This window comes from Nocardia sp. IFM 10818 (assembly GCF_054655275.1).
The window spans coordinates 1-25,358 of the sequence record NZ_BAAHJH010000002.1 but is presented as its reverse complement, the minus strand read 5'-3'; the positions used below and the strand labels follow the sequence as shown (position 1 = coordinate 25,358).

The following is a 25,358-nucleotide window of genomic DNA, read 5'->3' as shown; positions in this document are numbered from 1 at the left end:
ATGTCCGACCCCTCCGACGAGCTGAAACAAGAGCTCGGTCAGATGATCCGCGCCGCCATGAACATCGTCGCCCTGCTGTACGCGCGCGGCCGCAACCACACCACCACCGGGATGGCGCACGGCGCGGCCACGATGGCGCGCGGGCGCCGCAAGGCCCGGCGCAAGGTCCGCGGCCTCGACCTGCTCGCGCGGCGCAAGGCCCGCCGGCTCAATCGCAAAGCGCGCGCGGCCTCCCGGACCGCGATCCGCCGGTTGTCGCCGATCCAGCGGATGCGGGCACGCAAGCAGATCCGGCAGCAGATCGGTGCCCAGAACGTCGCCCGCGGCTGGTACGCGATGCGCGTGGACAGCTACCACGATGCGCGGCTGCGCTACCAGAAGGACCACCAGCAGCGCTGGTGGTCGCCGGAGTACTCCGAGCGCGCCGCCCGGGCCGAGCACGAGCGGCTCGCCGCGATCCGCCGCGGGATCGAGACCACGCTGCGCACCAGCCCGCTGTCGCCGGAGCAGCGCGGCCAGGTCGTGCAGGCGCTGGGCGCGATCGACCGGAACCCGTCGGCCGCGTGGCGATACGCCACGTTCCGGCCCCTGGACGCGGCGGGTGCGGCACAGGCACGCCAGGACGCGCAGTGGTCGGCCCAGTGGCTGGACCACTACGCCGCGACCCGCTCGCAGGCACAGGCTCCGACGCGGTCGGCACCCGCCCATCGGGGCACCACGCCGAGCTCCGCGCCGGCGACGACGACCGGCCGGGCGGCCGTGGACACGATGCCCTGGCATCAGCTCCAAGCGGTCCAGGCGATCCGGCAGGCCCAGGATCGGTGGCGTCGTGAACCCGGCGAATACCGCGAGCACATGCGGGCCCAGGCGGCGAGCAACGCGTTGCGGGCGGGGCTGACCCAGCAGCAGATCCAGCACGAGTTCCGCACCGCCCACCACAACACCGTGGTGACCGCGCGGATCAGTTCCGCCCGGGGCAGCAACGCCGCCACCACCGAGGTGGGGCACTTCGCCACCGGCGCCGAGGCCGCCGCCTACGCCAACCGCTACATCGCCCGGACGTCCTGGGTGGCCGGGGTCAGCCTGCGGGCCGAAGCCCGCCAGGCCGGTTTCGAACGGGCCCTGTTCGTCTCCTCCGGCGGCGAACACAAGGTGACCAGCGAGGTGGCGCGCTGGCACGCCAGTCACGCCCCGGCCGCCACCAACGGCCGCAGCCACACCGCGGCGCGCGCGGCCCGTGGCGCCTCGACCGCGGCCAAGGTCTCGGGCATGGGCGTGGCCGCGGCGGCCGCCAGCCGGACCAACGGCAAACGGTCCCGCAGCCGCCGGTGACCCCACCCACCGCCGCCGATCGAAGGCCTCCCCGCACCGGACATTCCGCTGCGGGGAGGCCTTCGCCGTTCCAGGACCCCGGGAAACGGGGGAGGTGTCGGTTGGCGGGAAACGGCGGGCCCGCGGTGTCGGGTGCGGTTCCTAGCGTGCGGTTCGAGACCTACCCGCGCGCCGGCATCGGAGCCGGTCCGCGAGGTGATCACCCCGCTCGACACCGGGAGGACACGTCATGGCGATCCGTTCCGCACCCGCCGATCCGCACGCTGTCACACCACGTCAAGATCGACTATTGAAGCATAAGTCTTATTGCACTATGCTTGTAGATATCCATTCGTGCGGTGGGGCTGACCACCCCGCCGACCAGCAAGGGACACCCATGAACCCTCAGCGCACACCCGATCCGTCCGCATCCGGCCGGACCGCACGGGCCTCCCGCCTCCCCAGGCCCGCGATCGGGCCGGTGACCCGCCGACTGCTCGTGGCCAACCTCGTGTTCTTCACCTTCACCGCCGTCCAGGCCCGCAACGTCACCGACGTCCGAAGCTCCAGCCTGTTCCAGACCTGGGCGCTGCTCCCCGACGATCTCGGACCACTGCGCCCCGGCACCTTCCTCAGCGCCGGGTTCGTGCACCTGTCGCTGCTGCATCTGGCCGTGAACATGCTCGCGCTGGCCTGGTTGGGCGCGACGGTCGAGTCGGTGCTGGGCTGGCGGCGCTTTCTGGCGCTGTACACCCTGGCCCTGCTCGGATCGTCGACAGCGGTGTATTTCCTGTCCCCGGTTCCGGTCGTCGGAGCCTCGGGCGCGGTGCTCGGCGTCATGGCCGCCGCTGCCGCGCTCGCCTTCCGGCTGCGCCAGCAGCGCGCAGACATGCTGCGAATGCTGCTGGTCAACATCGCGATCAGCTTCCTGCCCGGCATCAGCCTGTGGGCGCACCTGGGCGGACTGCTCACCGGCGCGATCGTGACCCTCACCGTGCACCGCTCGGCCCTGCGGCTGCCCACCCCCACGCCTGCGCGTGCCGAACGGCCGCGCCCCCAGCCGGGCCGCTGACCCGATCCCTTCGACCGTGCAGGAGCCTCCCGTGAAACCCGACACCGTCCTCGCCACCGCCGCCGGCCTCACCGCCGGCACCCTGCTCGGCGCGACCGCGCACCGCACCCGCGCGCACTACCGCGACTGGGAACGCGCCCGCACCCGGTTCACTCCGCGCCTGCTCACCGCCGACAACGCCGGCCGACCGCTGGCCGCGTTGTCGGCACACGACCTGGTCGCCGAGGCCTGCGCCGCCACCTTCGCCTACCGCCGTGCGGTCCAGCGCGCCCCGCACGGGTCGCTGTCGGCGCGCCGGCGCCGCGACCAGATGAACGCGCTGGTGGCCGAATACCAGCTGCGCACCCGCCGCTACGTGCTGCGCAAGATGCTCACCCCGCGCCACCGCCGCGAATGGCGCACCCTCGTCCGCGGCTGGTTCCGCCTCCACCGCGCCAACACCACCACCCTCACCCGGCGCTGACCTTCCCTGCGCCGCACGGGTTTCCACCTCCATACCCCCCACGAAAGGAACGATCACCATGGCCGCAGGCGACACCGTGATCACCGTCATCGGGAACTTGACCGCCGACCCCGAACTCCGTTTCACGCCCGCGGGCGCGGCGGTTGCGAACTTCACCGTCGCATCCACTCCCCGTGTGTTCGACCGTAATTCGAACGAATGGAAGGACGGCGAAGCGCTCTTCCTGCGCTGCAACATCTGGCGCGACGCCGCGGAGAACGCCGCGGAAAGCCTGACCCGGGGCGCGCGAGTCATCGTGAGCGGACGGCTCAAGCAGCGCTCCTACGAAACCCGCGAGGGGGAGAAGCGCACGGTCGTCGAGCTCGAGGTCGACGAGGTCGGTCCCTCGTTGAAGTACGCGACTGCGAAGGTCACCAAAACTACCCGTAGCGGTGGCGCGGGCGGCGCCCAGCAGGGCGGCGGCGATGCCGGTGGCGGAAAGGGTGGAGGTCGTGGCGGCCAGAGCGCCGGCGCCGGCGCCGACCCGTGGGGTTCCGCGCCCGCACCCGGCTCCTTCGGCAGCCGCGCCCAAGACGACGAACCTCCCTTCTGACCGGCCTTCCAGGCACTTGACCCCTCCCTCCGGCGCGAACCAGCCCGGTTCCGCCTCAGCGATTCGAGTGAAAACCATGACCACTCTTGCGATTTCCGCCCGCTCGACATCCCCGGACGCGACCGGCCCCACCGGGTTGCTGCCCGGCGCCGCACCGACCGCCCGCGGCACCGGCCGGTGCTGGCAGCGGCTGCTCACCCTCGCCGGCACACTTGCGCGCCCGTCCACGCTGGGCGTGCTCATGGTGCTGGCCGCGCTCACCCTGCAGATCGCGCTGATGCTGCAACTGCCCGGTGACACCAGCCTCACGGTGACCGCACCCCCCGCCGCCACTCAGCCCGCGGCCGGCGAATGCGCCTTGATCTGCCCGGACGCGAGTGCCACCGAGCGCACGCCCGCCGCGCGGGCGATCGCCGCGCTCGACCACTGGATCCAGGGCGACCCCCAGCCCGACACCGCGGGCTCGCAGCCGATCGCCGAGTCCGCTCTGACCTGACCTCCCCGGCCCGAAAGCCGTCTCGCACAGAAGGGTTGACCCGATGCCTGGTGATCTCGCGCCCCGCGCGCTCCCGGAGTGCGGCGACACCCGCCCCACTCTCTCCCGTATCGCCCGCCGCGATGCGCCCGCCCTCGACGCCGCGGGCCCCGGTGAATTCGCCGGATTCGTCATCGCCGCCACCAGCACCCTCAGCGACGGCACCGCCGAAGCCGCGGACCTGACGATCCATCGCAGTCTGCAGCACCTGGTCGATGCCTGCCACGAGCTCGAGGACACCTTCGCCGCCCACGGCGCCCTATGTGTGCCCTGCGCCCTGTACCTGCTCGACCGCACCATGACGGCGACCCGCACCCAGCTCGACGGCTGGTACGTGGTGCTCGAGGAATGGCTCACCGACCGACCGCACCGACGCCACGCGCTGCTGTCGGCCCACTTCCACGCCGTGGCCAGCATCGCCCCACAGCACGCTGGCGAGCTCCTCACCACGGCCGGGCACCTGCGCCGACCGCACAGGCGACTGCTGCTCGGGGCGGCGATACCTCTGCCGGGTCGGTCACCGCACCAGATGACCGGCCGCTCCGACCCCGCCGCCGGGTGAGCATCATGCGACCTCCTCCCACCACGCCCTCGGGCCAGCAGTCACTGTTCGACTCGGCCCTGCCGAGCACGTCGGCGGTGGTCTCCGCGTGCGGGACCTACCGCTACTTGCTGACCCGCCGGTGGGCGCAGCACGCGCCGGTGCTGGGTTGGGTGATGCTCAACCCGTCGACTGCCGACGCCGACGCCGACGATCCCACGATCCGTCGCTGCATCGGCTTCGCCCGCGCCGCCGGATTCGGCGGCATCGTCGTCCGCAATCTGTACGCGTTGCGGGCCACCGACCCGCGCGCGCTGCGGCGGCATCCGGATCCGGTCGGGCCCGACAACGACGCCCACCTCGCGCGCTGCGCCGACGAGAAGATCACCGTGCTGGCCTGGGGCAGCGGGGGCGGCGCCCGCGCCGGAGAGGTCCTGGCGCTGCTTGCCGAGCACGGCGTACGGGCCTACCACCTGGCCCTCACCCGCGACGGGCACCCCCGGCATCCGCTGTATCTGCCCCGCGGACTTACCCCGACACCGCACCCGCTGCCCGAACCTGCCGAAAACTCCAGCCGGGCAACGCATTCCGAGCAATCACCCGGGCACGACCGCCCGGAATCCTCCGCGATGAACCCCACCACGACAAGGAGCTACTGATGGGATGGTCTGTCGGCTACGACACGAATTGGCGGCGCGACATCGGGTACGGCGTGCCCAGCCGGTGCGACCAGATCGACTGCACCACACAGATCGACCGCGGCCTGGCCTACGTGTGCGGCGGCGAAGTCTATGGCGGCGAGACCGGCTGCGGCCTGTACTTCTGCCACGACCACCTGCTGTTCTGCTCCGACGGCATACAGCTGTGCCAGCGATGCCGCGCCGGCGAGCCGCCGTTCACCCCCTCCCCGGACCTCGCGGACTGGATCGCCTGGAAGCTGACCGATCCCAGCTGGGCTACCTGGCGCGCCGACCACCCCGCGCAGGTCGCGCAACTGCGGGAACACCACCCCGACCTCGCAGTCGGAGAACACGCCGCACGCGAGGACCAGGTCTGAACCGGTGAGCATCACATCCCGGCACAACGGACAGCCGGGCCTCCCGTCGGCCGCTGGCTCGGCGAGGGCCGCGGTTTCCCCTATGTCCCAGCTCAGTCCCGCCGCGGGTGGGTGCGACACCCGGCGGCAAGGAATTGAAAGGCGTATCTGATGATCCGTTGGCACAAGTGCCTGTCGCTGGCTTGCGACGAGTGCGACTCCGAGTTCGACCAGGACGACAGCACGATCCACTTCCCGGACCTCACCGCCGCGCGCAAGTCTGCCGAGCGTGACGGCTGGACCATGACAGATTCCCGGATCCTCTGCCAGCGATGCGCTTCTCGTGCTGCCTGCGCCCTGATCGGTCATGTCTGGGATGACTGGGTCGACTGGGACCTCGAGCAATACCAGGGACGCCGCCGTTCTTGCGAGGCGTGTGGCCTGGGGGAATACGACCCTCCGATGGTCCGACTCGGTGACCTTCCGCCGCTGAACACCGTTCAACCCGACTCCGCGGACAGTGTTGATCCCCTGACCGACGGCGACCCGCGGAGGTCGAAATGAGTGCGTCGAGCATCGAGTGGACCGAGGTATGACCTGGAATCCGATCACTGGCTGCGATCGGATCAGCCCGGGCTGCGACAACTGTTATGCGCTGAGAATGGCGAAGCGGCTCCGAGCGATGGGTGCCGCGAAGTACCAGACCGACGGCGATCCCCGGACTTCCGGGCCAGGGTTCGGCGTAGCCGTTCACGCCGACGTGATGACCGAGCCGCTGCGGTGGCGGTCACCGCGAAAAGTGTTCGTGAACAGCATGTCCGACATAGCCCACGCACACGTGAGCGACACCGACATCGCCCGGATCTTCGCGGTGATGGCGGTCGCGCGGCAGCATCAGTTCCAGGTGCTGACCAAACGTCCTCGCCGCCTGGCGAAACTGTTGGCGCGCGCGGACTTCCGGGATTTAATGGCGCAATCGATGCTGTTCGACGACGGGAACAGCGGAGACGACATTGGCGACTGGCTGGCGGTCAACGCGCCGTGGCCCTTGCCCAATGTGTGGCTGGGAACATCGATCGAATCCGACAAATTCTGTTGGCGCGCTGATGAACTGCGTCGAACTCCGACGGCGGTCCGATTCTTGTCGTGTGAGCCGCTGCTCGGACCCCTGCCCAGCCTGGACCTGGCCGGAATTGACTGGGTCATCGTCGGTGGCGAGTCGGGGCCGGGGTTCCGGTCGCTGAATCTGGACTGGGCGCGCGGCATCCGCGACCTCTGCGGCGCCCATTCGGTCGCCTTGTTTTTCAAGCAGATCGGTGGCCTCCGACCCAAATCCGGCGGCCGCGAAATCGACGGCCGCACCTGGGACGAATATCCTGCGACCGCCGCGGTGGTGGGTCGCCATGGCTGACCCTCGGACTTCAGCCTCTCCAGATGCGGCAGGGCCGGCTTCGATCTCGACGGACGGCTCTGGACCAGGTCCCCGCCCCGGCGCCGGCATGAACACCGTCGGCCTGTTCGCCGGCATCGGCGGACTCGAGCTCGGGCTGGCCGCCCACGGGTGGTCTGCCGAGTTGCTGTGCGAGATCGACGCGGGCGCGCAGGCCGTGCTGGGTGCCCACTTCCCGGGCATCCCGGTACACGCGGACGTGACCACACTGCGGGCACTGCCCGCCGGCACCGAGCTGGTGGCCGCCGGATTCCCCTGCCAGGACCTGTCGCAGGCCGGGCACACCGCCGGAATCACCGGGGCACGTTCCGGATTGGTGAACGAAGTGTTCCGGCTGGTGCGGCGCAAACGCGGCCCGCGCTGGCTGCTCATCGAGAACGTGCCGTTCATGCTGCAGCTGGGCGGCGGCACGGCCATGCGCCACGTCACGACCGCGCTGGAAGAACTCGGCTACCTGTGGGCCTACCGGGTGGTCGACGCCCGCGCCTTCGGGCTGCCGCAACGACGCAAACGCGTGCTCATGCTCGCCTCCCGCACCGAGGATCCCCGACCGGTGCTGTTCGGCGCCGACGCCGGGGACCGTGTGGTCGGCGATCCGACGCACGATCCGTGCGGGTTCTACTGGACCGAGGGCACGCGCGGGCTGGGCTGGGCGGTGAACGCGGTACCGACGCTGAAGGGTGGTTCCGGGCTGGGCATCGCGAGCCCGCCCGCGGTGCGGCTGCCGTCCGGGGAGATCGTCACCCCCGGCATCGCCGACGCCGAGCGGCTCCAGGGCTTCGACCGCGGTTGGACCGCCCCGGCGCTCCAAGTACCCGGCGTGCGCGCGGGGCATCGCTGGAAGCTGGTCGGCAACGCGGTGAGCGTGCGCATGGCGTCCTGGGCGGGCTCCCGCCTGACCGATCCGGCCGACGCCGGCTTTCCCGCAGGCGAACCGCACACGCGCCCCGGCTGGCCGTCGGCCGCGTGGGGTCGCGGCGGTGTCGTGCATCGGGTTCCGGTGTCCGCCTGGCCCGTTGACGTCCCCTACGAGGGGCTGCGCGGGTTCCTCGACGATTCGCGGCCGCTGCCCGCGCGCGCCACCGCCGGATTCCTGCGGCGCACGCGCAGGAGCTCGCTGCGCTTCCCCGAGGGCTTCCTCGACGCAGTCCGCGCGCACCTCGATCGCCTGCACCCCGCATCCCCAGAGTTCCCGATGCAGACCCTGATCCCGCTGCCTGCCAAGGCATCGATTGCCGACTCGATCGACGGCCGGAGGTTGTCCTGATGTCGCACTTCCCGAAACGAAAAGCCGTTCGCTTCGTCGCCAAAGGCGTGCAGCCGATGCCGCGCCTGTTCGCCGCGCTGGCGGTGGCGGCGTTCGCCGGATTCGTCATGTTGGTGTTGCTGCTCACCGCGGGCCGCACTCCTCCGGCGCCGACGCTTCCCGCCCCGATCACCACGCCGGGCTGCTACTTCCCGTGCGACGCGCCCGTCGAGCACCCGAGGCGGGACCTCCGATAGCGGGTTGTTCGATAATGCTATAGGCATTATGCTTTAACAATCTACTCATGCGTTGATTGCCCGATCGAGGTGCACCCATGGCCTGTCCCCGCGTTCCGACCCCGTCGATACAGGTGTCGCGCTACAGCGTCAGCTGCCTTCCGGAAACCCATCCCGAGGCCTCCCACTGGACTGTGCGAGTCGACAGGCGTCATGGCGGATGGTTCGTGACCGATGGTTGGTCCTGCTACGACACCGACGGGCTGCGGGCGCGGGAACCTCGCCCCTCCGAGCTCAGCGACGAGTGGCTCGCCCGTTTCCGCATCGACGCTCTGCCCCGCGCCCTGGACCTCGCTCAGGCCGTCGCCGTGCAGATGGCCACGCGCGCGGACTTCCCCGGCACCGACGTCGGCGACGACCACCCCGACCCGACCACCGACCTCCGCACCGATACCTCAAGCTAGGAGTTTTCGTTGAGCACCACCGACCCGACCGCCGGATCGCGCTATCGTTCCCCCTCACCCGAACCGGAGCCGGTCGCGGCGCCCGGATTCTTCCCCCTCGTGCAGGTGATCACCTGCGATGGCTGCGGATGCCCGCTCGGCGCGGTCACCGAGCAGATGATCTTCCCCGCTCCGCGTGACGTCTACACGAACGCCGTCTACGTCGTATGCCCGCCGGAACCGGGCGGCACGCAGTCGTGCCTGCACCTGGCCCGGTTGTGGGACGAGTTGTGGCGCCGCATCCGCTGCCCCGTGCCCGAGTGCGACGGCACACGCTGCCACGACCGGTTTCCCGGCTTTCGGTACTACCGCCCGCCGGGGTGGACCTTCACCCCGCTCATGGGGAGGTTGTGCACGCCGACGGCCTGCGCCCAGACATGGGAGTTCGCGCAAGCGCTCGCGAGGAGGGCTGCGGGCTGGCGCGCCGTACAGCCGCCGGACACGGCGCTGTGCCAGCATCCCGACCAGCGCACGGGCCACGACGTGGCGCTGGCCGCAGCTGCCCTGGTGCGGGGCGAGGACCTGGTGGTCCTGCTTCCGGCCAGAACGGCGGGCCCGCTCGAGATCGCCGTCTACGCCCACGGGGCCCTTTCGGGACAACCGACCGTGTGGGTGCGCGCGACGGCCGCGATGTCCGACTCCGCCGCGGATGTGGCCGACGCGCTCGCCGCCCACATCCCGGCCTTCACCGCGTAGTCCAAGGTTCCCGCGGCTCAGGAAGGCGTCCCGCATGCACTTCCCCTCTGCCGGCTGGCAGGTCTGGCAGCCCACCGATCAGACCTTCACTGCGGTGACACCGGGCTGCCTGGTGGGGTGGGACTACCGGCCGTGGCGGGTGATCTCGATGACGCCCGCCGCCGAGGATCAGGAAAACCCTTGTGGCAGGCCGCTGTTCATCTTCGTCCTGCGGCCCCTCGCCTGCGATCCCACCGACACCGCACGTTCGGAGGACGTCCATGTGCAGGGCCCCCGCCTGCCTGTGCTGCCCGAGCACTTCTCGGTCTGCGGGCATTGTGGCGACGTCATGCCCTGCCGCACGCGGGAAGCCGCGCGACGCGCCCCGCTCGAGATGGACGAGATGCGGCGGTACGAGACCGCGGGGATCTGCCCGGCGTGCGGGGATCCGATCACCCTGCGCCAGAAGTCGCTGACCTTGCCGAACGTGAAGGTCCCCCTCGGACCGCCGGTCACCTTCCACACCGGCCGTCAACGCTGCGCACGGGCACTGGCGCGCTACCGCCGCCTGCTCGCCGACCCTTCAGCAAGCGCATGACGAGTTCTCGCGACCGCAACCCGTCGCCGCCGATGACACAGCCAACCTCCACACCCGCAATCCGCCTCACCATGGAGAATCCGCGATGACCGATACACCCGACCTCGACACCACCGACCCGGATGCCGAGATCTCCGACTTCCGTCCCGCCGCTCTCGAACGGGCCGACGCGTTGCGTGAGCGGGCACTGATCCCCGCCTACTCCGGGGGCAGCGATGAGGATTGGGATCTCTACAGACTCGCCCCCGACGCCCCGCTTCCGCCGTATCTGCTCACCGCACTCGCCGACGCCGAGTTCACCGGACCGGAGGGGCCATGGCCGCAGTTCGCGCGCACCCGCGCGCCGCTGGACTGGCCGTCGCTGATCGAGAACCATCCCGGCGACCTCGTCGCCGACCAAACGATGCTGGCCGCGAACCAGGGCGCGACGTGGGCCTCGATCATCGAGGCGTACCGGGTTCTCCAACACCGCGGTGGCGCACCGCGTCTGGAGGTGTGCCTGGCCGTTGAGCCGGACGGGCGAATCGCGGTCGAACCGATCGCGCTGGAAGCCGAGAACGAGGTCGAGGCTGCGGTGATCGCTGCCGTCGACGAGGTGCTCGTGGCCGGCGGACGTCCCCCGGAAGCCCTGCACGACGACGACGTCCTGCTGTGGCTGCTGGATGCGTGAGGGAAACGCGGTGCCGCACAAACGATCCCGGAGGCGTTCCGCACGGTTGCGTCTCCAGATGGCCATACCTCGAACAGGAGATTCCATGAGCACCTTGCCCGGTTGGAGCCCTCGCCCGCTCGGCACGTACACCTACCGCTTCCTGCTGCAGGCCGACAGGCCCGCCATGAGTAGCGCCCAGCGGATTCTGCTGTACGTGTTCCCGGCCGGGGTCGGGCTGCTGGTCGCCACGGCCCGCCCGGACTCGGCATTGGTGCTGGCGCAGGGTGCCGCGGCCGCGGTGTTGGCGCTGTACTCCGCGGTGTTGGTCGCCACCACCATCGGCTTACGAGTGCAGATCGCACGGTCCCGCGCTTGGCGTGGACGGGCCTGGCCAGCCGAGAAATCCGGAGCAGCCACTGCCGCGACTCTCTACATCGGGCTGCTGTGCTCGGTCTTGACCGTGGTCCTGGCGGTGGTGAGCGCGTTACCGGGGCCGGTCATCCGGATCGGTCTCGCCGGCGGTGCGGCGGTGCTGATCCACGTCTCGGTCTGCCTCGCTGTGGTGACACGACGTGTCTTCGGTGTCTACCTCGACCTGTTCGAAGGCGACTTCCTGGCCAAGCCGGATCCTATGAGCGGAGGCGACGATGCGCGGTGATAGCGCGTCCCCGGACGCGGGTGGTTTGACCGTGTTGATCGGTCCCAGCGGCGCGGGCAAGAGCACGTGGGCGCACGAACGCTTCACGTCGACGTCCATAGTCAGTCTGGACGCCCTGCGGGCCGCGGTCTGCGACGACGAAGCCGATCAGGAGGCAACCTACGACGCGGTGCTGCTGGCCGACCTGCTGGTGCGGTTCCGGCTCAGCCGGTCGCTGCCGACGGTCGTGGACGCGACCAATCTCGAGTATCGGGTTCGCCGGTCGTTGCTGGCGGTAGCCGCGCGTTACGGGGTGCCCGTTCATGCGGTGCTGTTCGATGTGCCGTTGCGAACGTGCCTCGCTGGGCAGGGAGAACGGCCCCGTTCGGTGCCCGAGAGGGTGGTGACCGCGCAGCATGCCGCCACCACGGACCTGCTCGCAAACCTGTGCGTGCTGGTGCGGGAGGGGTTCTCCTCCGTCACGGTGGTTGTCGCCAACCCTGTGCCAGCGGACGAGCCAGGCGCCCCCTCCGCCTCAAACAGTGGATAGAACAAGCTATAGGCATTATGCTATAAGTATCCATTCTTGCGGTGTGGCTGACCACCTCACCCGGCCCCGAGGAGCTACGACTGATGACGGCATCCGCCGATTCCGATCCGTGCCCGGTCACCTCCGAGCCGTCGACCCCGGCGGCCCTCACCTGGGATCGCATCCCCGCACCGGAGCCGTCCGCGCTGACAGCGGCTCCGGTGCGGTGTTCGCGCCCTGCCGTCCGGAACGAGGTGCCGCCCGATCCGCAGGACACGGCGGGGGAGTACGACACGGTGGCGACCGTACCGGCGGCCCAGGGCCGGGACGCGTTGGCCGAGGCGGTGGGCCTGCAGCGCTGGCAGCTCGAGCTGGCAATCGGGGCCGGCATGCTGCGCGGGTCACGACGCAAGCGCCGGTGGTCGCACGCGGAGGTCGAGCAGATCGGCCTGCTGGTGCCGGCGATCGTGGAACGGTTCGGCGCGACCCGCCCACTCGGTGCCACACGCGCGGCCGCCTGCTTGAGCGAGCGACTCGGCTACACGGTGGCCGCCGCCGACATCGCGCCGCTGATCGAGGCCGGGGATCTGCCGGTATTCGCGGTGTATGTGGCCGACGACCAGCGCCGCCACGACCTGGTCACCGAGGAGGCCCTGCACGAGGTGCCCGGCGAGCGGGTCGGTGTGGTGGTCGCCACCCGGCGCGCCTGGGAACAGCGCTCGTGCACGCCCGAGCAGGCCTGCCGACGACTGGGCTGGCAGTCCACCGAGCTCACGCACGTACTCGCCGAGCGGCAGATCACCGCCGGACCGTTGGGCCGTCTCGCGCGGGAGACGGTCGACGCCCTGCTCGCCGATGCGCCGCTGCGGGAACGGGTGCGCCGACAGCGGCCGGTGACCGGGGCCGGGGCGGCGGCCCTGCTGGACCTGGACCGGCGGCACTTCGACCTCGCTGTCGAGGCCGGCTGGATCACCGCGTGCGGGGAATTCGAGAAATCGTTCGGACGGCGGCGCACGGTCGCGGTGCCGCTGTATCGCACCGCCGAGGTCGAGGATCTGCTGTTGCGTCCGGTCGACTGGTTGCGCGTGCGGGCCTGCGCCAAGGGCGCGCCGTCGCCCTTGCTGGCGTTCGTCGGCCGCCGACAGGCGGTGCGGGCCAAGGTGATTCGGCGTTTCGTCGACCGTTTCACCGCCACGCACGGAGTCGAGATGTGGGCCTGGTACACGCCCGAGCGGCGCGTGTGGGAGATCGATTGGGACAGCGAGGACGGGATCGAGGAGGTGGAGGCGGCCCTCGCCGCTGACGCGTCCCTGGATCCCTACCGGTCCGATCTGCGCCTGCGCTGTGGTGCGGGCGCGGCGATCCGGTTCGCGCGCGACAAACTCGTCCCCGGCCGCGCCTGCCTGCTCGACACCGAGACGACCTCCCTGTTCGGGGCGGTGTGCGAAATCTCGGTCATCGATGCCGCCACTGGGGAGACCCTGCTCGACACCCTCGTCAATCCGGGCGGAATCCCTATCGAGCCCGAGGCCCAGCAGGTCCATGGCCTCAGCGACGCCGACGTCACCGCCGAGGGTGTCCCCCTGTGGCCGGCCGTGCACGAGCGCCTGGTCAAGGCCGTCGGTGACCGGCTCGTGCTCGCCTACAACGCCGGCTACGACCGCACCGTCACCACGGCCGACAGCGTGCGTTACGGCATCGACTCGCCGCTGGCCGACCCCGAGCGGTGGAGCGACCTGATGGCGGCTCGGTCGGCACATGCCCGCACCCGGCAGAAGCTGCGCAACGGGGGCGGTCACCGCAGCCTCGGCGACATCCGCCAGAGCCGCGAACATCTGCTGCGCATGAGCGTGGGGCCCTGACCGGCGCTGCTTCGAGCCCCGACTCCGGATACCCGACAGAAAGTGAAATCCCATGCCCGACACCACCGTCCGCGCCGATCTGCCGCACACCGTCGGTGACCTGTTCGACCTGCTGACCGAGCTGGTCGGCCGGATCGGCGACCCCGCCCAACGGGACGCGCTCGCGCGCCGATTCGCCGTCTACGCCCACTCCATACCGGCGCTGATCACGGCCCTGCCCCCGGGCGACGCCGGCACCGCCGCGGTGATCTCGAGCCTGCGGGCCGCCGTGCACCCCCGGGTCCGGCAGATGCTCGACCAGGACTACGGCCCGATTCACCGGGTGCGAGCCGACGACACCTGGGGCATGCGCTGCGCGGTCGACGACGGCGACGACGACATGCTGACCTGGCAGCTGATCGGCGCCAGCGACCGCGCGGAGGTCCGTCGGCGGGCCTTCGAGCTGCTCGACGACATCGCGGCCGGCACCTCGGACACGATCGTTGTCGAGATCGGCCCCTTGGATGCCCGCAAGACCGGCCTGGACCACCTCGATGTGGGGTTCAGCGGCTCGATCGACGACGTGCGCGAGGCCGTCGGCGAGTGGGACCTCGAACTCGACGGCACCAGCCCGTTCGACGAGCCCGAGCGTTCGCACACCCCCGATATGTGCGGATACGACGCCGGCTGCACCGGCTGCATTGCCGACCACCGCGAGCCCTCCGCATGCGACAAAGACTGCACACCCGACAACTGCCGGTGGCAGCAGCAGTCGGCCGATGCGATGCGCAGGCCGTCCGAGGACCTGTAGGCCCGGCCGGCCGGTTCCCGTCGGCAACCGCTAACGGGCACCGGCCGACCTCCGGTGTCGGGTTGCTCTCCTACCGTCGCGTCGATCAGTAGTTGTCCGACTCGCAGGGAGTTGATCAGCATGGCCGACAATGCGGCGGCGGTGAGGTCGCCTGATTCGCAGACGAGGGCGAGCGCGGGCGGCTCGGGCGGCAACGGGGGCGGCTCGATGAACGGGGTGGGCGACACCCAGGCGTGGGATCTGGTGCTGGCCGTTCACGCCTGGGTCGAGAAACGCCTGGGTGATGCGGTGCGACGCCAGGGGCTGGGGCTCTCGGAGTTCCGGGCACTGGAGTTCCTGGCCACCACGCCCGGGGGGCAACTGCGGATGCAGGACCTCGCACAGGTACTCGGATTGAACCAGAGCTCGGTGACGCGCCTGGTCGAGCGGCTGCACCAGGCCCAGTTCGCGCACACGCGATCCTGCAGCGACGACGGGCGCGGGGTGTACGCGGCGATCACCGAGCAGGGGCGGGCCCGCTACACCGAGACCCGCGACATCTACCGGGCGATGCTGTCGGCCGCGCTGGACGAGGTCGCCGAGGCGGTGCCCGGCGGGGGCCGGTTCGTCGGACTGTTGCGCGGCCGCGGACCTCAGACGTAGTCGTTGGGGTCCAGCTTCAGTTCACCCAGCTGCGCCCAGAGTTTCTCGTCGGCCGGGGTGGGGTCGGTGGTCTCTTCGCGATGCTCGTCGATGGCGTCGACGAGGGCCGCGATCACCGCCCGGGCCCGCACATTGAACATCGCCGCCCGCGCGCCCAGCCAGCCCAGTGGGTCTTCCTCGGCGCGCCCGATCCGGTCCAGGCTGTTGCGGCAGCGTTCCTGAAATCGGTTGGCCCGCTTGGTCTGGGCGTCGTCGAGGTCACCGGATTCCAGGGCAGCGTCGGCCTGGTCGAGGAAGTCGCGCAGGATAGCGCCGGACCGGTCGGCGAGCTCCACGTCGAAGCCGAGCAGCCGCCAGAATTCCTGCCAGCGGCGTTTGTAGGCGTTGTCCTCCGACGCCGGCAGCATGTGGTCGCGCAGGGCCTCAGCGAGGCTGTTGTCGTCGAGGGCGCGCAGATCGGCCGCGCCGGCGAACACCGGGAGAGGGGAAGGGTTTTTGACCCGCTTCCAGGGTTCGGACAGCATGTGGTTTCCTCACGATCGACCGGCCCGGTGTACGAGGCGGCCATCCCCTGGACGGGAGCGCGCCGCGCCTCAGGTTCTTATGTATCACGGCGGGCCCGCGAGATCCGAAACGCCGGCCGGCCCGCACCCGAGAGGGGTGCGGGCCGGTCGGCGAATCCGGTCAGGACAGGTAGGTGAACTCGATCCGGGTCACGACCGTGTCGGCCGTGCACCCCGGCAGTGCCTTGCAGAAGAAGTCGACGAACCATTGCGGGGAATGCTGTGGAAACCCCTCGCGCGCAACATCTTCGGCGGTGATGGCACCGAGTTTGACCCGGTCGACGTGGGTCACGCGCACGTTGGCGATCCGCTCGAGCTCCTCGCCGGGGGCTCGGCCGCGCACCTTGGGGCACAACGTGAGCTCGGTGCCCGGTTGCAGCCATTGCCAGCCGAGCCGGCGGGTGACGGTCTTGCGGCGGGCCCGTACCTGATCGGTGGTCAATGCGACCGACATCAAACGTGGCATCGGGTGTCTTCTCTTCTCAGTTGGGGTCGTGCGATTCGTCGGTAGGCGGGTGACCGCTCCGGAGCCCTCGGTCAGCGGGTGCTGGCCGAGGGCTCGGGAGCGCTGAAGTCGGTGAAGTACACGCGGGCGTGCAGCAGCACCGCGAGCCTGGTCACCAGGTGTGCCGCGTCCTCGTCGCTGTCGTCGGGGGCAGTGACCTGGACTTCGACCGGTTGGTCGGCGGCGGCCTTCCAATCGATGCGCCCGCGGGCGTCGCGCGGGACCTGCAGCTGGTACTCGGATTCGACCGCGGCGATCACCTCGTCCCAGCGGGGCGCGGTGGTGTAGCGGTCGCGTTGGATCCCGCCGGCGCGATGGAAGCCCTTGGCTGGGATCTGCGCGGCGAAAACCTGCACCAGCCGATCGGAGGGGCCGTCGGACCACACGATCCGCAGGGCGCTGGTGGGGTCGGCGGCCGCGGTGGGGGAGACGTCGAACTGGGTGTCGGGCCAGCGAGCGGTGAGGGTGGCCCGCAGCAGCGGCAGTGCCGCGGCGGGGTTGTGATAGACGACGGGCTCGACATCGTAGAACTCGGTCTGGTCGGCGTACTGGATCTCGACGCCGTCCCACCGCTGTTTCACTGCGAGCGCGCCCTCGGCGCGGGCGCGCTCGGCGCGACGTATCAGTTGCTGGGCGGCATCGGCGGCGGTGAGCCCGGCCTCCACGCGCTGGGAGACGCTCTCGCGGGCATCGGTCAGCGTCGTGAGATGGAGGTCGTAGCGCGGCTCAGGGGCGGTCACGACTGGGCCTGCGGGTCGGTGTTGTGGGGATCCCGGTCCGGGAAGGTGACCGGGTCGATGGCGAGCAGGTCACGGCCGAACTGGGCCAGGTAGTCGTGCACCTGGCCGAAGATCTCGCGGGCGGCGTCGCAGTGTCCGCTGTCGTAGAGACCGACGCCGGTGACGGCGAGATCCTGGGCGCGGCCGGCGGAGAATACGACCCGGCGCGCCAGGTAGTCGACGGTCAGCGGGTCGGGGGCGGCCCCGAGCGCCTGGGTGGTTTCCTCGGTGACCGGGTCGGTCGGGGGGTGAACGACGGGCATGGGCGTGCTCCTGTCAGGACGGCGAGGTGGTCAGCCTCGCCATGAGTGGATGAAAATATCATAGGGCTTTAGGCACTATGTTGCAATGATCTTGATTGCCCGGGGTGGGCGGTGCGCTCGAGCCAGAACCCCGCGGAATGCTCGTCCCGGTACTGGCGTCCCAGCTCCCACCCAGGCAGAAGCACCAGTTCCTCCCAGCTCCACTGCTCGCGGGGGCTGTCCCACCCTCGGTCGGGATCGGTCACGACGAAGGGCAGGTCGTAGACGCCCGCCGGCCCGAACAGGCCCCCGAGGTCGACGACGTGGGATTCGAGCCGGACCAGCACCCGCGCGCCGGCGGCCTCGAGGGAGCGGTGAGCCGCCGTGAGGACCGGGCAGGTGAGACAGTCCGGGCGGACGTCACCACGCGGGGCGCGGATGCACGATCCGTGAGAACCGAAGCGGGCACGCGTGGTGCTGGTCCGGGCCTCCCACAGCGTGGCGTAGGTCCGCGGACGCAGCGCGCACTGCGCCCCGGGCCGGCCGTAGTGCGCGCCCAGGCTCAGACGATTCCAGCCCTCCCCGTCAGGACCACCCGGCAGCGGAGCCGGGGCTGGCAGATAGATCGGCATCGGAGAAACTCCTCGCTCGTTCTCGGCGCGGTGGTCAGCCGCGCCGGGGGGTGGATGGTGGATCCCGTCGCGACGGCCGCGGCGAGTGCCGCGAACAAGCGTATACGACTATTGAAGGACAGTGCCTCATGACCTATTGTTAGATAATCCATCCATCTCCGCGAGGGCCGACCACCCCGCGAACCCACGGAGCCCGCCATGACCGGCACCAACCCTTTGTCGCACAACGCATCTCACGACACCATTACCTCGGCCTCCGCGCCCTGGTGGCGGCGGTTCATCCGCCCGTCGCGGGCGCAGGACACTCTCACCCTCCTCGAGGACATCTCCGCGAGCCTGCTGAACCTGCAGGACACCGCCGAGCCCCAGGACAAGACCCTGTCCGACCTGCTCACGGTCATGGAGGACATCCGCGACGAACTGCGCGCCAACCGCAACCGTCTCGACAGCGAGGCCTAGCCGCGCCACCGCACCCGCTGCGAACCACGACGGGGCGTCGGCCGCGCAGTGTTGCCCGACCCCGCCGCCGGCCCCCGCAGTCACCCTTCCGCCCGGCCCCCCATCGTGTCGGGACCATCCATCTGACCGAGGTCACCGTGAATCCTCTGGCAAACCTGTTGCGCTACTTCAACTCCGCGGGCTCGCAGCGCCCTCTGGTCGCCCATGTCGACCACCCCCGAACCGGGCCGGACGCCCTCACCAATCCGTGGCACTATTTCCGTTTCAACAGTTCACGGCACCTGCAGTACCTGCGCGCCGATTACGCCCGCCACCACGCCCTCCTGCGCGACGCCGACCGCACTCCCCGCCACCATCTGCGCACCCGCCGGCGGCTGCACGGTGCCGCGGACGCGATCGCTCAGCGCTGGAGCCACCACGCGAGCCTGGCATCGACCTGGACGACTCTCGTCGACGTGGTGGCCCATTGGGAACGCGAACCGGCCGCAGCCCTGCGCCGGTTCGACACCATGCTCGACGACCACATCCGCGGCGGCAATCAGGACTCAGCTGAGCAAATCGACACCTGGCTGCAGGCCTGCGAACTCACCGGGCACGGATCTGCCTGGGTGGTTCTGGACACGATCCACCGCCAGCGGCCACGAGGCACGCCACGGTGGGGCGGCGATCTCGACGACTGCGAACGCAGCCTGTGGTGGGATTTCGAGGCCTTCGACCAGTTGCGGGACTGTGCGCGCTATGCCGCCTCCGGGCACGATCGAACCGTCCTCCTCGAGCGTGCCCAGCACTTCGCGCGCCCGTGGGAGACCCACCCCGAACCCAGCGCCCGCGCGGCGTGGCGGGATCTGATCGCCGCCTTCGACGACTGGCTGCACCGCCCCATCCAGACCGCCCTCCGTCACGACGCCACCCCGTACTTCAAGACCACCTCGTTCTTTCCCGAACCCAGCGAGATGACCGCGCTGCAGTGGCGGCTGCACAACCGCATCCGCGACTATCTCCGGCTGCCGCCGCACCCGTCACGCCAACAGGACCTCGACTACGTCGACGACTTCGTCCAGGTCACCGCCAGGACATCGATCCGCGAGTTCACGGCACGCCCGGCCCCCACGCCCAGGCCGCGCCACCGTCCCGCGAAGACCCCCGGTGACTGGGCGGCGCTGCTGGCCCGCATCGACGCCGACCTCGACGACGTGGTCGCCTCGCACCACTCCGCCGACCGAAACGGGAATTCCCATGCCTGACAACCGATTCAGCCCGATCCGCAGCGGCTCCGACCTGCCCGCACCGACGGCACCGCTCGCGGCACCCGACAACCCCGACGGTCTGCCGAAGGTGTATCTCCGGCTGTTGGACGCCGACACTCCGCAATCGCGGCAGGAGGCGGCCGCACTGCGCGTCCGGTTGCAGGATCCGGCGGCACCGCCGCTGCCGACATCCATGCTCGACCGTGAGATTGCGGATCTGTGGGAGGTGCTGCCCGCTCGGGTGCGCGCCCATCGCGAGGCAAAGCCGGCGGTGGCCTTGGCGGCCTGCGGGGCACATATCACCGCGACCCTCTACGGCGGGCCGGTCACAGGGCGCCCGCACCGCATCATCGGCGATCTCGAGCACGAGCGGTTCGGGGTGATCGCGACCTATCACAACGCGTTCGGGCTGGCCGAGTCGGTGGCGCAACTCTACGCACACTCCGTGCGCCTGGGCCTGCTGACCGAGGATTTCCTCGACGCGATGGTGGCCGAGACCTATGCCGATGCCGTGTACGGCAACGGCCGCCGCCGAGATAACCCCACCGCCTTCGACGAACTGCGGTCGGCAAACCTCGTCCACGCGCACGCACTGAGAGCGGGATATCACCCGAAGCGCGCGGACCGGATCCGCGATGCGGTGCTGGGCACCGGATTCGACGAAGCCACCAAGATGCAGGCAGGGTGGGCGCATCCGGATCCCGTGGTGCAAGCGGTGGCCGGCGTGGACCTGTCGACCCTCGCCGCCCGCGACGGCGTCCGCGCAGCGATCGATCTGGCGGTCGAGGACGGCATGTCCGCCCGCTACGACCCCGCTCGTATTCTTGGCCGCGCGCTGGCCGAGTGTGGGGTGCGCGTAACCACGACGGCCCAGGCGTTGACGTTCATCGATGCCCAGCCCGGCCACCGCCCACACCTGGATGACGGCCGGCCGGCCCCGCAGACCGTGCGGGAATTCGTCGCGCTCCGCCTGATCGGCAACGGCCGCTTCACCTTCGCGCACAAGTACCCACCCACCTGGACCGGCGATGACCTCCGCCAGCGTGACCGCAACGCACGGGCCTCGGTGGCGCTGGGAAACGCGATCCTTTCCGGCGAAATCACGGTGACGGCCGCGTACGCGATGGCCACCGAACTGTCGGTGTCCTGACTTCGTTCACGCAATTCCGGACACCTGCCCGAGCGTGAGCAGTACCGCTGCCCACCATTCGAACCCATTACAGGAAGGACATCCCATGTCCGACAACCCGCACGAGCGCAACACCGATGACTCCGGCCTCCGCACGGCCCCATCCGATTTCGTGGTGCTGCATCCTGACGGACGCGCCGAGTACCACCACACACCGGTCGGCCGCAGCCTCCGCGATGCCATCGGCGACCACGTGCCGAACAAAGCCAGCCAAGGCCACCGGGCCGTGCGCATGTGGTTCTCCGACGGCTTCTCTGCCCCGGGCCTGTACCCGAACCGTCTCGCGGACGACGTGCTCGGCCAGCTCGGCTACACCTACCAGTGGTACGGACCGGTGGCTGTGAGCATGGACGAGGATGCACACGGCGAGACCGCGGCGCTGTCGGCCGAGGTACGCGAAGCCGTCACCGCGGCGGTCGACCACCTGAACACGAGCATGTGGGGTGCCGCTCAACGCCATGCGCCCGAACTGCTGGAAGACCTGATGTACATGGGCACCGTCGGTATCGACGGCCGTCCTGTCCATCAGTACAAGCATCGCGACACCCGCCGCTACCTCAACCTCGAGCCGGACGGCCAGGCATGGCGGATCGCCGTCAACGCGGACGGGCAGACCCTCGCGCAGCCTCTGGACTTGTCTGAAGCCAAGGCGTCTCTCCTCCAGTAGCCCGCCCACGCCCGTCGGGCATGCCATGCAGGACCGCGGTGTCCTGGCTTAGCCCCGGAATCCAGGACACCGCCCGTAGTGCCGGGACCCGCTGTGAACCCGGCACCGTCGAGGCCGGCCGACCGAGCCGCAACCCCTGCGCCGAGTCCACAGCCGTCGGCACGCTCGTTCGCCGCACGTAACCCCTCACCGTGCAGCCCCAGACAGCAGCCTGCTGATCCGAGCATCGAATCATGCGTCGGCAAACATGGTCCATTCGGTGGCCAGCACAAGAATCGCGTCTTTCTAAAAGCTCCCCCCTACGCTCCCCACCATGCTCCCCACCTGTAGGGGGAGCATTTTTTATGCCTTGACCTGCGGATATTCAATGCTCCCCCATGCTCCCCACCTCGGTGGCCCGATTTTGCACATATAGAGGTCCACCGGATGTTCCGGAAGACGTCAGACAACCATCAGCAAAGAACTATTGCACGAAAGTGCCCAAGGCTTTATCTTGGAAGTCTCCACAAGATCGCCGGGGCTGACCACCCCGCCGCCAACCCTCAGCGAAAGCAGGAACAGCCCATGTCTGCCAATGCTTCTCCCATCCCGAATCACCGTGCGCTGACGATCCTCGCCCGCACCGCGGCCGCGGCCGCGATCCTGGCCTTCACCGCCGGCTCTGCCACGACCTGGACCGCAAGCGCCCAGCCTCCGGACCTCCCCGAGATCGTGGACTCCCTGCAACTGCCGCGGCTCCCCGAACTGCCGGTGCCCGCGCAGCCGCCGGCGCCTGAACCGGCCCCCTCCGACGAGCAGCTCCGACTGGCCCAACAGCACTACAGCGACGACCTGCACGGCTGGATCTCAGAAGCCCTCGATGTCATGGCGCTGAATGGAATTCCCGGCAGCTATGACGGCATCCACCGCAACATCATGCGCGAATCCAGCGGAAACCCTCACGCCATCAATCTCTACGACTCCAACGCCGCGGCCGGGATCCCATCCAAGGGCCTGCTCCAGGTCATCGACCCGACCTTCGAGGCATACCACGTCGAAGGCACCCCGTTCGACATCTGGGACCCCGTCGCCAACATCACCGCGGCCTGCAACTACGCCGCGCACCGGTACGGCTCGATCGACAACGTCTTCGGTGCCTACTGATCAACATCACAACGTTTCGATAACACCACCCCCGCCGGCTGATCAGCCGGCGGGGGTGTCGCATGTACATGCAACCACCCCATCTGGACCGCATGTACATGCAAACAGAAAATTGAATTCACGCACCTGCGCAATCCAAAAATCCAATCCATCAATTGAACCCAATCCGATTTCCCTATTCCTGCCGAAATTATCGTTCGATGCCAGACCGCGACTGGACCCCTCCCGGATACCCGCGCCGGCCCCCCTATCGAATGGACATGGTCAACGCGCGCAAGCGGCCCATGCGCGCGAGCGGGGCCGCGCGACCCCTTCCCACCTGCCCCAATTCGGACATTTCCGGACAAATCGGGGCATGAAACAATCATCTGAGATTATTTTCTCGGATCGTTGCGCCATGATGCCTACAGCCCTATGGTCGATTCATCCAACCAACTCGCGAGGCTGACCACCTCGCACCACACCATCGGAGCAGGCATCATGGCCGCACACACTATCCCCGTCGACGGTTCGGACCAATTCGCGCTGATAGACGCCACTGTGCAGATTGCCGCACTGGCAGAAGCGCTGAGCATCCCCAACGGCGCATTTCTCGTCGAACCGACTACCGGGCGCGATATCCGGAACGGCTATGCCGTATTCACCTATCCGGAATACGAACGAACAATCGAATCGCCCGCTACGCCCGTCGATATCTTCCGGTACATCCTCGATATGCGCGAACACTTGCCGTACTGCGCTCTGGCAGGGTGGCGCAACCCTCACACCGGAAAGACCCATCTTGGCATCGCCGTAGTTTCTTACGATCTTGCAAACGCAATGCACTTGGCACGGCGACACCAGCAACGGCAGATTATCGACCTTGGCGCACAATCGGTTATTCCCGTCTCCTATCTCGCGATTCGGTGAGCGCTGCCATGTCCACCAACCGCCAGCAAAGCACATTCGGTTTTCTCTACTGGGTACCGCAACCGACCGAACGGATAAAAGCTGTAGATCTCCCGGTACCGTTCCATCCTTTCTGGGTTGCTCCCCGGACACCCGTTACCGAAACCACACCTACCAAGGGGAAATAATGTCCGCCAGCGAATTCCGCAAAATTCTCAAGATGTTCTGGCACGAACTCGTCAAACGAGCGGAAACCATGCCGCTCTACGCAATTGCCGCAATCTACTTCACCAAGTTCGGTTTTCATGCGGAAGTGTTCTCACTCATGCTCGGTGGTGCCTACGCCACGGAAGCGCATATCAGCTTCAAACGGAATGGCGGGAAAGATGAGTGACCTACTCCACTTGGTACTCACACAACCCCTGGTAGCCATGGCCGCACTGTATTTCGCAATCTGCCTGTTCACCTCTCCACGCAACCCTGAAAGGAAATGAGGGCAAGCAATGATCAACTACTTCGCTTTCGCTGCCACCTTTTCTGTCACCGTGCTGGTCTTGCTGGGCGGCCGCCGGGTCGCCCTGCGCGCCTGGGATAGCAGGCAGCAGCGCATTGCCAACAAACCTCAGCGGGAACCGCTTACGGATTGTCGTTCGGCAGATAGCGACATAATCAAAACCAGCGATCTCTACGGTTTGATGTTCACCTGGTTCGCGCTCGGATTTCTCGCCGCTCTCATCCTCGGCAGTCTTGTAAACGGGGTAGTCCGATGAACGATCACACGGTGATTCAAAAGACCGGCGCGCGAACCTATTACACACCTAGCCACAGTTTGCGTGGCGCACGCGAAATACTCGGACGGTCCGTCAATCTCGCCGAACGGTTCGGCATGACACTCGTAAGGCGCACCGGGGACACAGCCGAACTAGTCGACAGGAACGGCCAAATCACCAAGCTAGATATCGCGCCCGGATGGCTGACCACCGATGCCGAACACGACTCCGCAACCCAAACCCGTGAGCAGGAAGGGCAGTGAAATGGAACAGGACACGTACTACACGGTGATCAAGACCGGCGAAGGCAAGCCCAGTTACTACCCGTTCCACAGCGAACATGAAGGCCGCCGGTACATGGTCCAATGCGCCAACAACGATGGGCATTTCGGGTCCGAAATTGTGGACGATTCCGGGGATGAGATTCTCATGAAGAACAAGGACGGAGAAGAATACAGATACACGATGGTTTCCGGCCGTCCTGCAGAACTCATCTTCGAAATGACGCACACGGATCGCGAGCGATACGTAACCATTCTCGTCACGGAATGGATTCTGTCAGAAGAGAACCCGCTCTACTGCGATGCTGCCTACTTTGCGGAGAATAAAGATGATGACCTGCTCCGAAAGTTCTTGTCACTTGCGATCCGGAACTCAAAACCAGGATCGAAAGCGCGTGCCGTGCGAAATGAACTGGCGCACAACGATTTTGATCGGATCGAATGGTCGTACGTTGCGCGGGTACTCGCGATGCGTTCAACGAGTGGCATCGGCTTGAACTGCGCCTAACCCCCCTTCCTGGCGCGGGTTGCCAATCGCGCAGCCGCGCAAGCCAATTCGAACGTGATGCCCCCCGGCGCAGCCGGGGGCATTTTCGCGTTTTGCTTTGCGCGGACTTGTCCGC

35 protein-coding genes and 1 pseudogene are annotated in these 25,358 nt (G+C 68.5%); 31 read left to right on the top strand and 5 right to left on the bottom strand.

The window, feature by feature from the left end; all coding sequences use genetic code 11:
- The 21 genes and pseudogenes from ACYQ5L_RS39115 to ACYQ5L_RS39015 all read left to right on the top strand — a co-directional run bounded on the left by ACYQ5L_RS39115 (position 1) and on the right by ACYQ5L_RS39015 (position 15,370).
- Positions 1–1,332, top strand: a complete 1,332-nt coding sequence (locus tag ACYQ5L_RS39115) for a hypothetical protein (protein WP_459963730.1) — start codon at positions 1–3, stop codon at positions 1,330–1,332.
- 376 nt (positions 1,333–1,708) lie between these two features.
- Complete coding sequence (locus ACYQ5L_RS39110) at positions 1,709–2,383, top strand: rhomboid family intramembrane serine protease (protein WP_459963729.1); 675 nt, start codon at positions 1,709–1,711, stop codon at positions 2,381–2,383.
- Between the two features lie 31 nt (positions 2,384–2,414).
- Entirely contained in the window at positions 2,415–2,846 is a 432-nt protein-coding gene (locus ACYQ5L_RS39105; RefSeq protein WP_459963728.1) for a hypothetical protein, read from the top strand.
- Between the two features lie 58 nt (positions 2,847–2,904).
- Positions 2,905–3,438, top strand: coding sequence for a single-stranded DNA-binding protein (locus ACYQ5L_RS39100; RefSeq protein ID WP_459963727.1), 534 nt, complete (start codon positions 2,905–2,907; stop codon positions 3,436–3,438).
- A 76-nt stretch (positions 3,439–3,514) separates the two neighbouring features.
- Positions 3,515–3,934, top strand: a complete 420-nt coding sequence (locus tag ACYQ5L_RS39095; RefSeq protein WP_459963726.1) for a hypothetical protein — start codon at positions 3,515–3,517, stop codon at positions 3,932–3,934.
- 43 nt (positions 3,935–3,977) lie between these two features.
- Positions 3,978–4,535: a hypothetical protein gene (locus tag ACYQ5L_RS39090; protein WP_459963725.1), complete on the top strand. Its 558-nt coding sequence runs from the start codon at positions 3,978–3,980 to the stop codon at positions 4,533–4,535.
- Between the two features lie 5 nt (positions 4,536–4,540).
- Positions 4,541–5,173 carry a DUF1643 domain-containing protein gene (locus ACYQ5L_RS39085; protein WP_459963724.1) on the top strand — a complete coding sequence of 211 codons (633 nt, stop codon included), beginning with the start codon at positions 4,541–4,543 and terminating at the stop codon, positions 5,171–5,173.
- Positions 5,173–5,571 (top strand): hypothetical protein, encoded by a 399-nt coding sequence (locus tag ACYQ5L_RS39080; RefSeq protein ID WP_459963723.1) that lies wholly within the window; start codon positions 5,173–5,175, stop codon positions 5,569–5,571. Before ACYQ5L_RS39085 ends, ACYQ5L_RS39080 begins: the two co-directional genes overlap by 1 nt.
- 150 nt (positions 5,572–5,721) lie before the next feature.
- Positions 5,722–6,114 (top strand): hypothetical protein, encoded by a 393-nt coding sequence (locus tag ACYQ5L_RS39075; RefSeq protein ID WP_459963722.1) that lies wholly within the window; start codon positions 5,722–5,724, stop codon positions 6,112–6,114.
- Positions 6,111–6,961, top strand: a pseudogene (locus tag ACYQ5L_RS39070) (DUF5131 family protein). The gene ACYQ5L_RS39075 and the pseudogene ACYQ5L_RS39070 overlap by 4 nt, the downstream one beginning before the upstream one ends.
- 88 nt (positions 6,962–7,049) lie before the next feature.
- Positions 7,050–8,267 carry a DNA cytosine methyltransferase gene (locus ACYQ5L_RS39065; protein WP_459963721.1) on the top strand — a complete coding sequence of 406 codons (1,218 nt, stop codon included), beginning with the start codon at positions 7,050–7,052 and terminating at the stop codon, positions 8,265–8,267.
- The gene (locus ACYQ5L_RS39060; protein WP_459963720.1) at positions 8,267–8,503 is read left to right on the top strand and encodes a hypothetical protein; all 237 of its coding nucleotides are present in this window, start codon (positions 8,267–8,269) and stop codon (positions 8,501–8,503) included. The genes ACYQ5L_RS39065 and ACYQ5L_RS39060 overlap by 1 nt, the downstream gene beginning before the upstream one ends.
- A 206-nt stretch (positions 8,504–8,709) precedes the next feature.
- Positions 8,710–8,946 (top strand): hypothetical protein, encoded by a 237-nt coding sequence (locus ACYQ5L_RS39055; protein ID WP_459963718.1) that lies wholly within the window; start codon positions 8,710–8,712, stop codon positions 8,944–8,946.
- Between the two features lie 9 nt (positions 8,947–8,955).
- Positions 8,956–9,681, top strand: coding sequence for a hypothetical protein (locus ACYQ5L_RS39050; protein ID WP_459963717.1), 726 nt, complete (start codon positions 8,956–8,958; stop codon positions 9,679–9,681).
- 34 nt (positions 9,682–9,715) lie between these two features.
- A complete protein-coding gene (locus ACYQ5L_RS39045) occupies positions 9,716–10,258 on the top strand; it encodes a hypothetical protein (protein ID WP_459963715.1) in 543 nt (180 codons plus the stop codon).
- A gap of 85 nt (positions 10,259–10,343) precedes the next feature.
- A complete protein-coding gene (locus ACYQ5L_RS39040) occupies positions 10,344–10,928 on the top strand; it encodes a hypothetical protein (protein WP_459963714.1) in 585 nt (194 codons plus the stop codon).
- Positions 10,929–11,013: 85 nt separating this feature from the next.
- Positions 11,014–11,568, top strand: coding sequence for a hypothetical protein (locus ACYQ5L_RS39035; RefSeq protein WP_459963713.1), 555 nt, complete (start codon positions 11,014–11,016; stop codon positions 11,566–11,568).
- On the top strand, positions 11,558–12,097 hold the full coding sequence (locus ACYQ5L_RS39030) for an AAA family ATPase (protein WP_459963712.1): 540 nt from the start codon (positions 11,558–11,560) through the stop codon (positions 12,095–12,097). The genes ACYQ5L_RS39035 and ACYQ5L_RS39030 overlap by 11 nt, the downstream gene beginning before the upstream one ends.
- Before the next feature lie 83 nt (positions 12,098–12,180).
- Positions 12,181–13,938: a 3'-5' exonuclease gene (locus ACYQ5L_RS39025; RefSeq protein ID WP_459963711.1), complete on the top strand. Its 1,758-nt coding sequence runs from the start codon at positions 12,181–12,183 to the stop codon at positions 13,936–13,938.
- Positions 13,939–13,990: 52 nt separating this feature from the next.
- Positions 13,991–14,728 (top strand): hypothetical protein, encoded by a 738-nt coding sequence (locus ACYQ5L_RS39020; protein WP_459963710.1) that lies wholly within the window; start codon positions 13,991–13,993, stop codon positions 14,726–14,728.
- 120 nt (positions 14,729–14,848) lie between these two features.
- Positions 14,849–15,370 (top strand): MarR family winged helix-turn-helix transcriptional regulator, encoded by a 522-nt coding sequence (locus ACYQ5L_RS39015; RefSeq protein WP_459963709.1) that lies wholly within the window; start codon positions 14,849–14,851, stop codon positions 15,368–15,370.
- Here the strand turns inward: ACYQ5L_RS39015 and ACYQ5L_RS39010 are convergent.
- From ACYQ5L_RS39010 to ACYQ5L_RS38990, 5 genes are all read right to left on the bottom strand, one after another.
- Entirely contained in the window at positions 15,361–15,894 is a 534-nt protein-coding gene (locus tag ACYQ5L_RS39010; protein WP_459963708.1) for a hypothetical protein, read from the bottom strand. The genes ACYQ5L_RS39015 and ACYQ5L_RS39010 overlap by 10 nt on opposite strands.
- A 160-nt stretch (positions 15,895–16,054) precedes the next feature.
- Entirely contained in the window at positions 16,055–16,375 is a 321-nt protein-coding gene (locus tag ACYQ5L_RS39005; RefSeq protein ID WP_459963707.1) for an ASCH domain-containing protein, read from the bottom strand.
- Between the two features lie 95 nt (positions 16,376–16,470).
- Positions 16,471–17,178: a hypothetical protein gene (locus tag ACYQ5L_RS39000; protein WP_459963706.1), complete on the bottom strand. Its 708-nt coding sequence runs from the start codon at positions 17,176–17,178 to the stop codon at positions 16,471–16,473.
- Positions 17,175–17,480, bottom strand: coding sequence for a hypothetical protein (locus tag ACYQ5L_RS38995; RefSeq protein WP_459963705.1), 306 nt, complete (start codon positions 17,478–17,480; stop codon positions 17,175–17,177). The genes ACYQ5L_RS39000 and ACYQ5L_RS38995 overlap by 4 nt, the downstream gene beginning before the upstream one ends.
- Positions 17,481–17,548: 68 nt before the next feature.
- A complete protein-coding gene (locus ACYQ5L_RS38990) occupies positions 17,549–18,091 on the bottom strand; it encodes a hypothetical protein (protein ID WP_459963704.1) in 543 nt (180 codons plus the stop codon).
- Positions 18,092–18,289: 198 nt separating this feature from the next.
- Between ACYQ5L_RS38990 and ACYQ5L_RS38985 the strand changes: the two genes are divergently transcribed.
- From ACYQ5L_RS38985 to ACYQ5L_RS38940, 10 genes are all read left to right on the top strand, one after another.
- Positions 18,290–18,550, top strand: coding sequence for a hypothetical protein (locus tag ACYQ5L_RS38985; RefSeq protein WP_459963703.1), 261 nt, complete (start codon positions 18,290–18,292; stop codon positions 18,548–18,550).
- Between the two features lie 137 nt (positions 18,551–18,687).
- Positions 18,688–19,794 (top strand): hypothetical protein, encoded by a 1,107-nt coding sequence (locus tag ACYQ5L_RS38980; protein WP_459963702.1) that lies wholly within the window; start codon positions 18,688–18,690, stop codon positions 19,792–19,794.
- On the top strand, positions 19,787–20,947 hold the full coding sequence (locus ACYQ5L_RS38975; protein WP_459963701.1) for a hypothetical protein: 1,161 nt from the start codon (positions 19,787–19,789) through the stop codon (positions 20,945–20,947). The genes ACYQ5L_RS38980 and ACYQ5L_RS38975 overlap by 8 nt, the downstream gene beginning before the upstream one ends.
- 85 nt (positions 20,948–21,032) lie before the next feature.
- Positions 21,033–21,653: a hypothetical protein gene (locus ACYQ5L_RS38970; protein WP_459963700.1), complete on the top strand. Its 621-nt coding sequence runs from the start codon at positions 21,033–21,035 to the stop codon at positions 21,651–21,653.
- Positions 21,654–22,217: 564 nt separating this feature from the next.
- Positions 22,218–22,796, top strand: a complete 579-nt coding sequence (locus ACYQ5L_RS38965) for a transglycosylase SLT domain-containing protein (protein WP_459963699.1) — start codon at positions 22,218–22,220, stop codon at positions 22,794–22,796.
- A gap of 480 nt (positions 22,797–23,276) precedes the next feature.
- Positions 23,277–23,705, top strand: coding sequence for a hypothetical protein (locus ACYQ5L_RS38960; protein ID WP_459963698.1), 429 nt, complete (start codon positions 23,277–23,279; stop codon positions 23,703–23,705).
- Between the two features lie 166 nt (positions 23,706–23,871).
- A complete protein-coding gene (locus ACYQ5L_RS38955) occupies positions 23,872–24,078 on the top strand; it encodes a hypothetical protein (protein ID WP_459963697.1) in 207 nt (68 codons plus the stop codon).
- Between the two features lie 109 nt (positions 24,079–24,187).
- Complete coding sequence (locus ACYQ5L_RS38950) at positions 24,188–24,454, top strand: hypothetical protein (protein WP_459963696.1); 267 nt, start codon at positions 24,188–24,190, stop codon at positions 24,452–24,454.
- Complete coding sequence (locus tag ACYQ5L_RS38945) at positions 24,451–24,717, top strand: hypothetical protein (RefSeq protein ID WP_459963695.1); 267 nt, start codon at positions 24,451–24,453, stop codon at positions 24,715–24,717. Before ACYQ5L_RS38950 ends, ACYQ5L_RS38945 begins: the two co-directional genes overlap by 4 nt.
- Before the next feature lies 1 nt (position 24,718).
- The gene (locus ACYQ5L_RS38940) at positions 24,719–25,243 is read left to right on the top strand and encodes a hypothetical protein (protein ID WP_459963694.1); all 525 of its coding nucleotides are present in this window, start codon (positions 24,719–24,721) and stop codon (positions 25,241–25,243) included.
- The last annotated feature ends 115 nt before the right edge of the window (positions 25,244–25,358 follow it).

Excerpts from the sequence above, each read along its gene's own strand:
- ACYQ5L_RS39115 (WP_459963730.1), top strand. The coding sequence starts at position 1 with ATGTCCGACCCCTCCGACGAGCTGAAACAAGAGCTCGGTCAGATGATC.
- ACYQ5L_RS39110 (WP_459963729.1), top strand. The coding sequence starts at position 1,709 with ATGAACCCTCAGCGCACACCCGATCCGTCCGCATCCGGCCGGACCGCA.
- ACYQ5L_RS39100 (WP_459963727.1), top strand. The coding sequence starts at position 2,905 with ATGGCCGCAGGCGACACCGTGATCACCGTCATCGGGAACTTGACCGCC.
- ACYQ5L_RS39095 (WP_459963726.1), top strand. The coding sequence starts at position 3,515 with ATGACCACTCTTGCGATTTCCGCCCGCTCGACATCCCCGGACGCGACC.
- ACYQ5L_RS39090 (WP_459963725.1), top strand. The coding sequence starts at position 3,978 with ATGCCTGGTGATCTCGCGCCCCGCGCGCTCCCGGAGTGCGGCGACACC.
- ACYQ5L_RS39085 (WP_459963724.1), top strand. The coding sequence starts at position 4,541 with ATGCGACCTCCTCCCACCACGCCCTCGGGCCAGCAGTCACTGTTCGAC.
- ACYQ5L_RS39080 (WP_459963723.1), top strand. The coding sequence starts at position 5,173 with ATGGGATGGTCTGTCGGCTACGACACGAATTGGCGGCGCGACATCGGG.
- ACYQ5L_RS39075 (WP_459963722.1), top strand. The coding sequence starts at position 5,722 with ATGATCCGTTGGCACAAGTGCCTGTCGCTGGCTTGCGACGAGTGCGAC.
- ACYQ5L_RS39065 (WP_459963721.1), top strand. The coding sequence starts at position 7,050 with ATGAACACCGTCGGCCTGTTCGCCGGCATCGGCGGACTCGAGCTCGGG.
- ACYQ5L_RS39060 (WP_459963720.1), top strand. The coding sequence starts at position 8,267 with ATGTCGCACTTCCCGAAACGAAAAGCCGTTCGCTTCGTCGCCAAAGGC.
- ACYQ5L_RS39045 (WP_459963715.1), top strand. The coding sequence starts at position 9,716 with ATGCACTTCCCCTCTGCCGGCTGGCAGGTCTGGCAGCCCACCGATCAG.
- ACYQ5L_RS39040 (WP_459963714.1), top strand. The coding sequence starts at position 10,344 with ATGACCGATACACCCGACCTCGACACCACCGACCCGGATGCCGAGATC.
- ACYQ5L_RS39035 (WP_459963713.1), top strand. The coding sequence starts at position 11,014 with ATGAGCACCTTGCCCGGTTGGAGCCCTCGCCCGCTCGGCACGTACACC.
- ACYQ5L_RS39030 (WP_459963712.1), top strand. The coding sequence starts at position 11,558 with ATGCGCGGTGATAGCGCGTCCCCGGACGCGGGTGGTTTGACCGTGTTG.
- ACYQ5L_RS39025 (WP_459963711.1), top strand. The coding sequence starts at position 12,181 with ATGACGGCATCCGCCGATTCCGATCCGTGCCCGGTCACCTCCGAGCCG.
- ACYQ5L_RS39020 (WP_459963710.1), top strand. The coding sequence starts at position 13,991 with ATGCCCGACACCACCGTCCGCGCCGATCTGCCGCACACCGTCGGTGAC.
- ACYQ5L_RS39015 (WP_459963709.1), top strand. The coding sequence starts at position 14,849 with ATGGCCGACAATGCGGCGGCGGTGAGGTCGCCTGATTCGCAGACGAGG.
- ACYQ5L_RS39010 (WP_459963708.1), bottom strand. The coding sequence starts at position 15,894 with ATGCTGTCCGAACCCTGGAAGCGGGTCAAAAACCCTTCCCCTCTCCCG.
- ACYQ5L_RS38995 (WP_459963705.1), bottom strand. The coding sequence starts at position 17,480 with ATGCCCGTCGTTCACCCCCCGACCGACCCGGTCACCGAGGAAACCACC.
- ACYQ5L_RS38990 (WP_459963704.1), bottom strand. The coding sequence starts at position 18,091 with ATGCCGATCTATCTGCCAGCCCCGGCTCCGCTGCCGGGTGGTCCTGAC.
- ACYQ5L_RS38985 (WP_459963703.1), top strand. The coding sequence starts at position 18,290 with ATGACCGGCACCAACCCTTTGTCGCACAACGCATCTCACGACACCATT.
- ACYQ5L_RS38975 (WP_459963701.1), top strand. The coding sequence starts at position 19,787 with ATGCCTGACAACCGATTCAGCCCGATCCGCAGCGGCTCCGACCTGCCC.
- ACYQ5L_RS38970 (WP_459963700.1), top strand. The coding sequence starts at position 21,033 with ATGTCCGACAACCCGCACGAGCGCAACACCGATGACTCCGGCCTCCGC.
- ACYQ5L_RS38965 (WP_459963699.1), top strand. The coding sequence starts at position 22,218 with ATGTCTGCCAATGCTTCTCCCATCCCGAATCACCGTGCGCTGACGATC.
- ACYQ5L_RS38960 (WP_459963698.1), top strand. The coding sequence starts at position 23,277 with ATGGCCGCACACACTATCCCCGTCGACGGTTCGGACCAATTCGCGCTG.
- ACYQ5L_RS38955 (WP_459963697.1), top strand. The coding sequence starts at position 23,872 with ATGTCCGCCAGCGAATTCCGCAAAATTCTCAAGATGTTCTGGCACGAA.
- ACYQ5L_RS38950 (WP_459963696.1), top strand. The coding sequence starts at position 24,188 with ATGATCAACTACTTCGCTTTCGCTGCCACCTTTTCTGTCACCGTGCTG.
- ACYQ5L_RS38945 (WP_459963695.1), top strand. The coding sequence starts at position 24,451 with ATGAACGATCACACGGTGATTCAAAAGACCGGCGCGCGAACCTATTAC.
- ACYQ5L_RS38940 (WP_459963694.1), top strand. The coding sequence starts at position 24,719 with ATGGAACAGGACACGTACTACACGGTGATCAAGACCGGCGAAGGCAAG.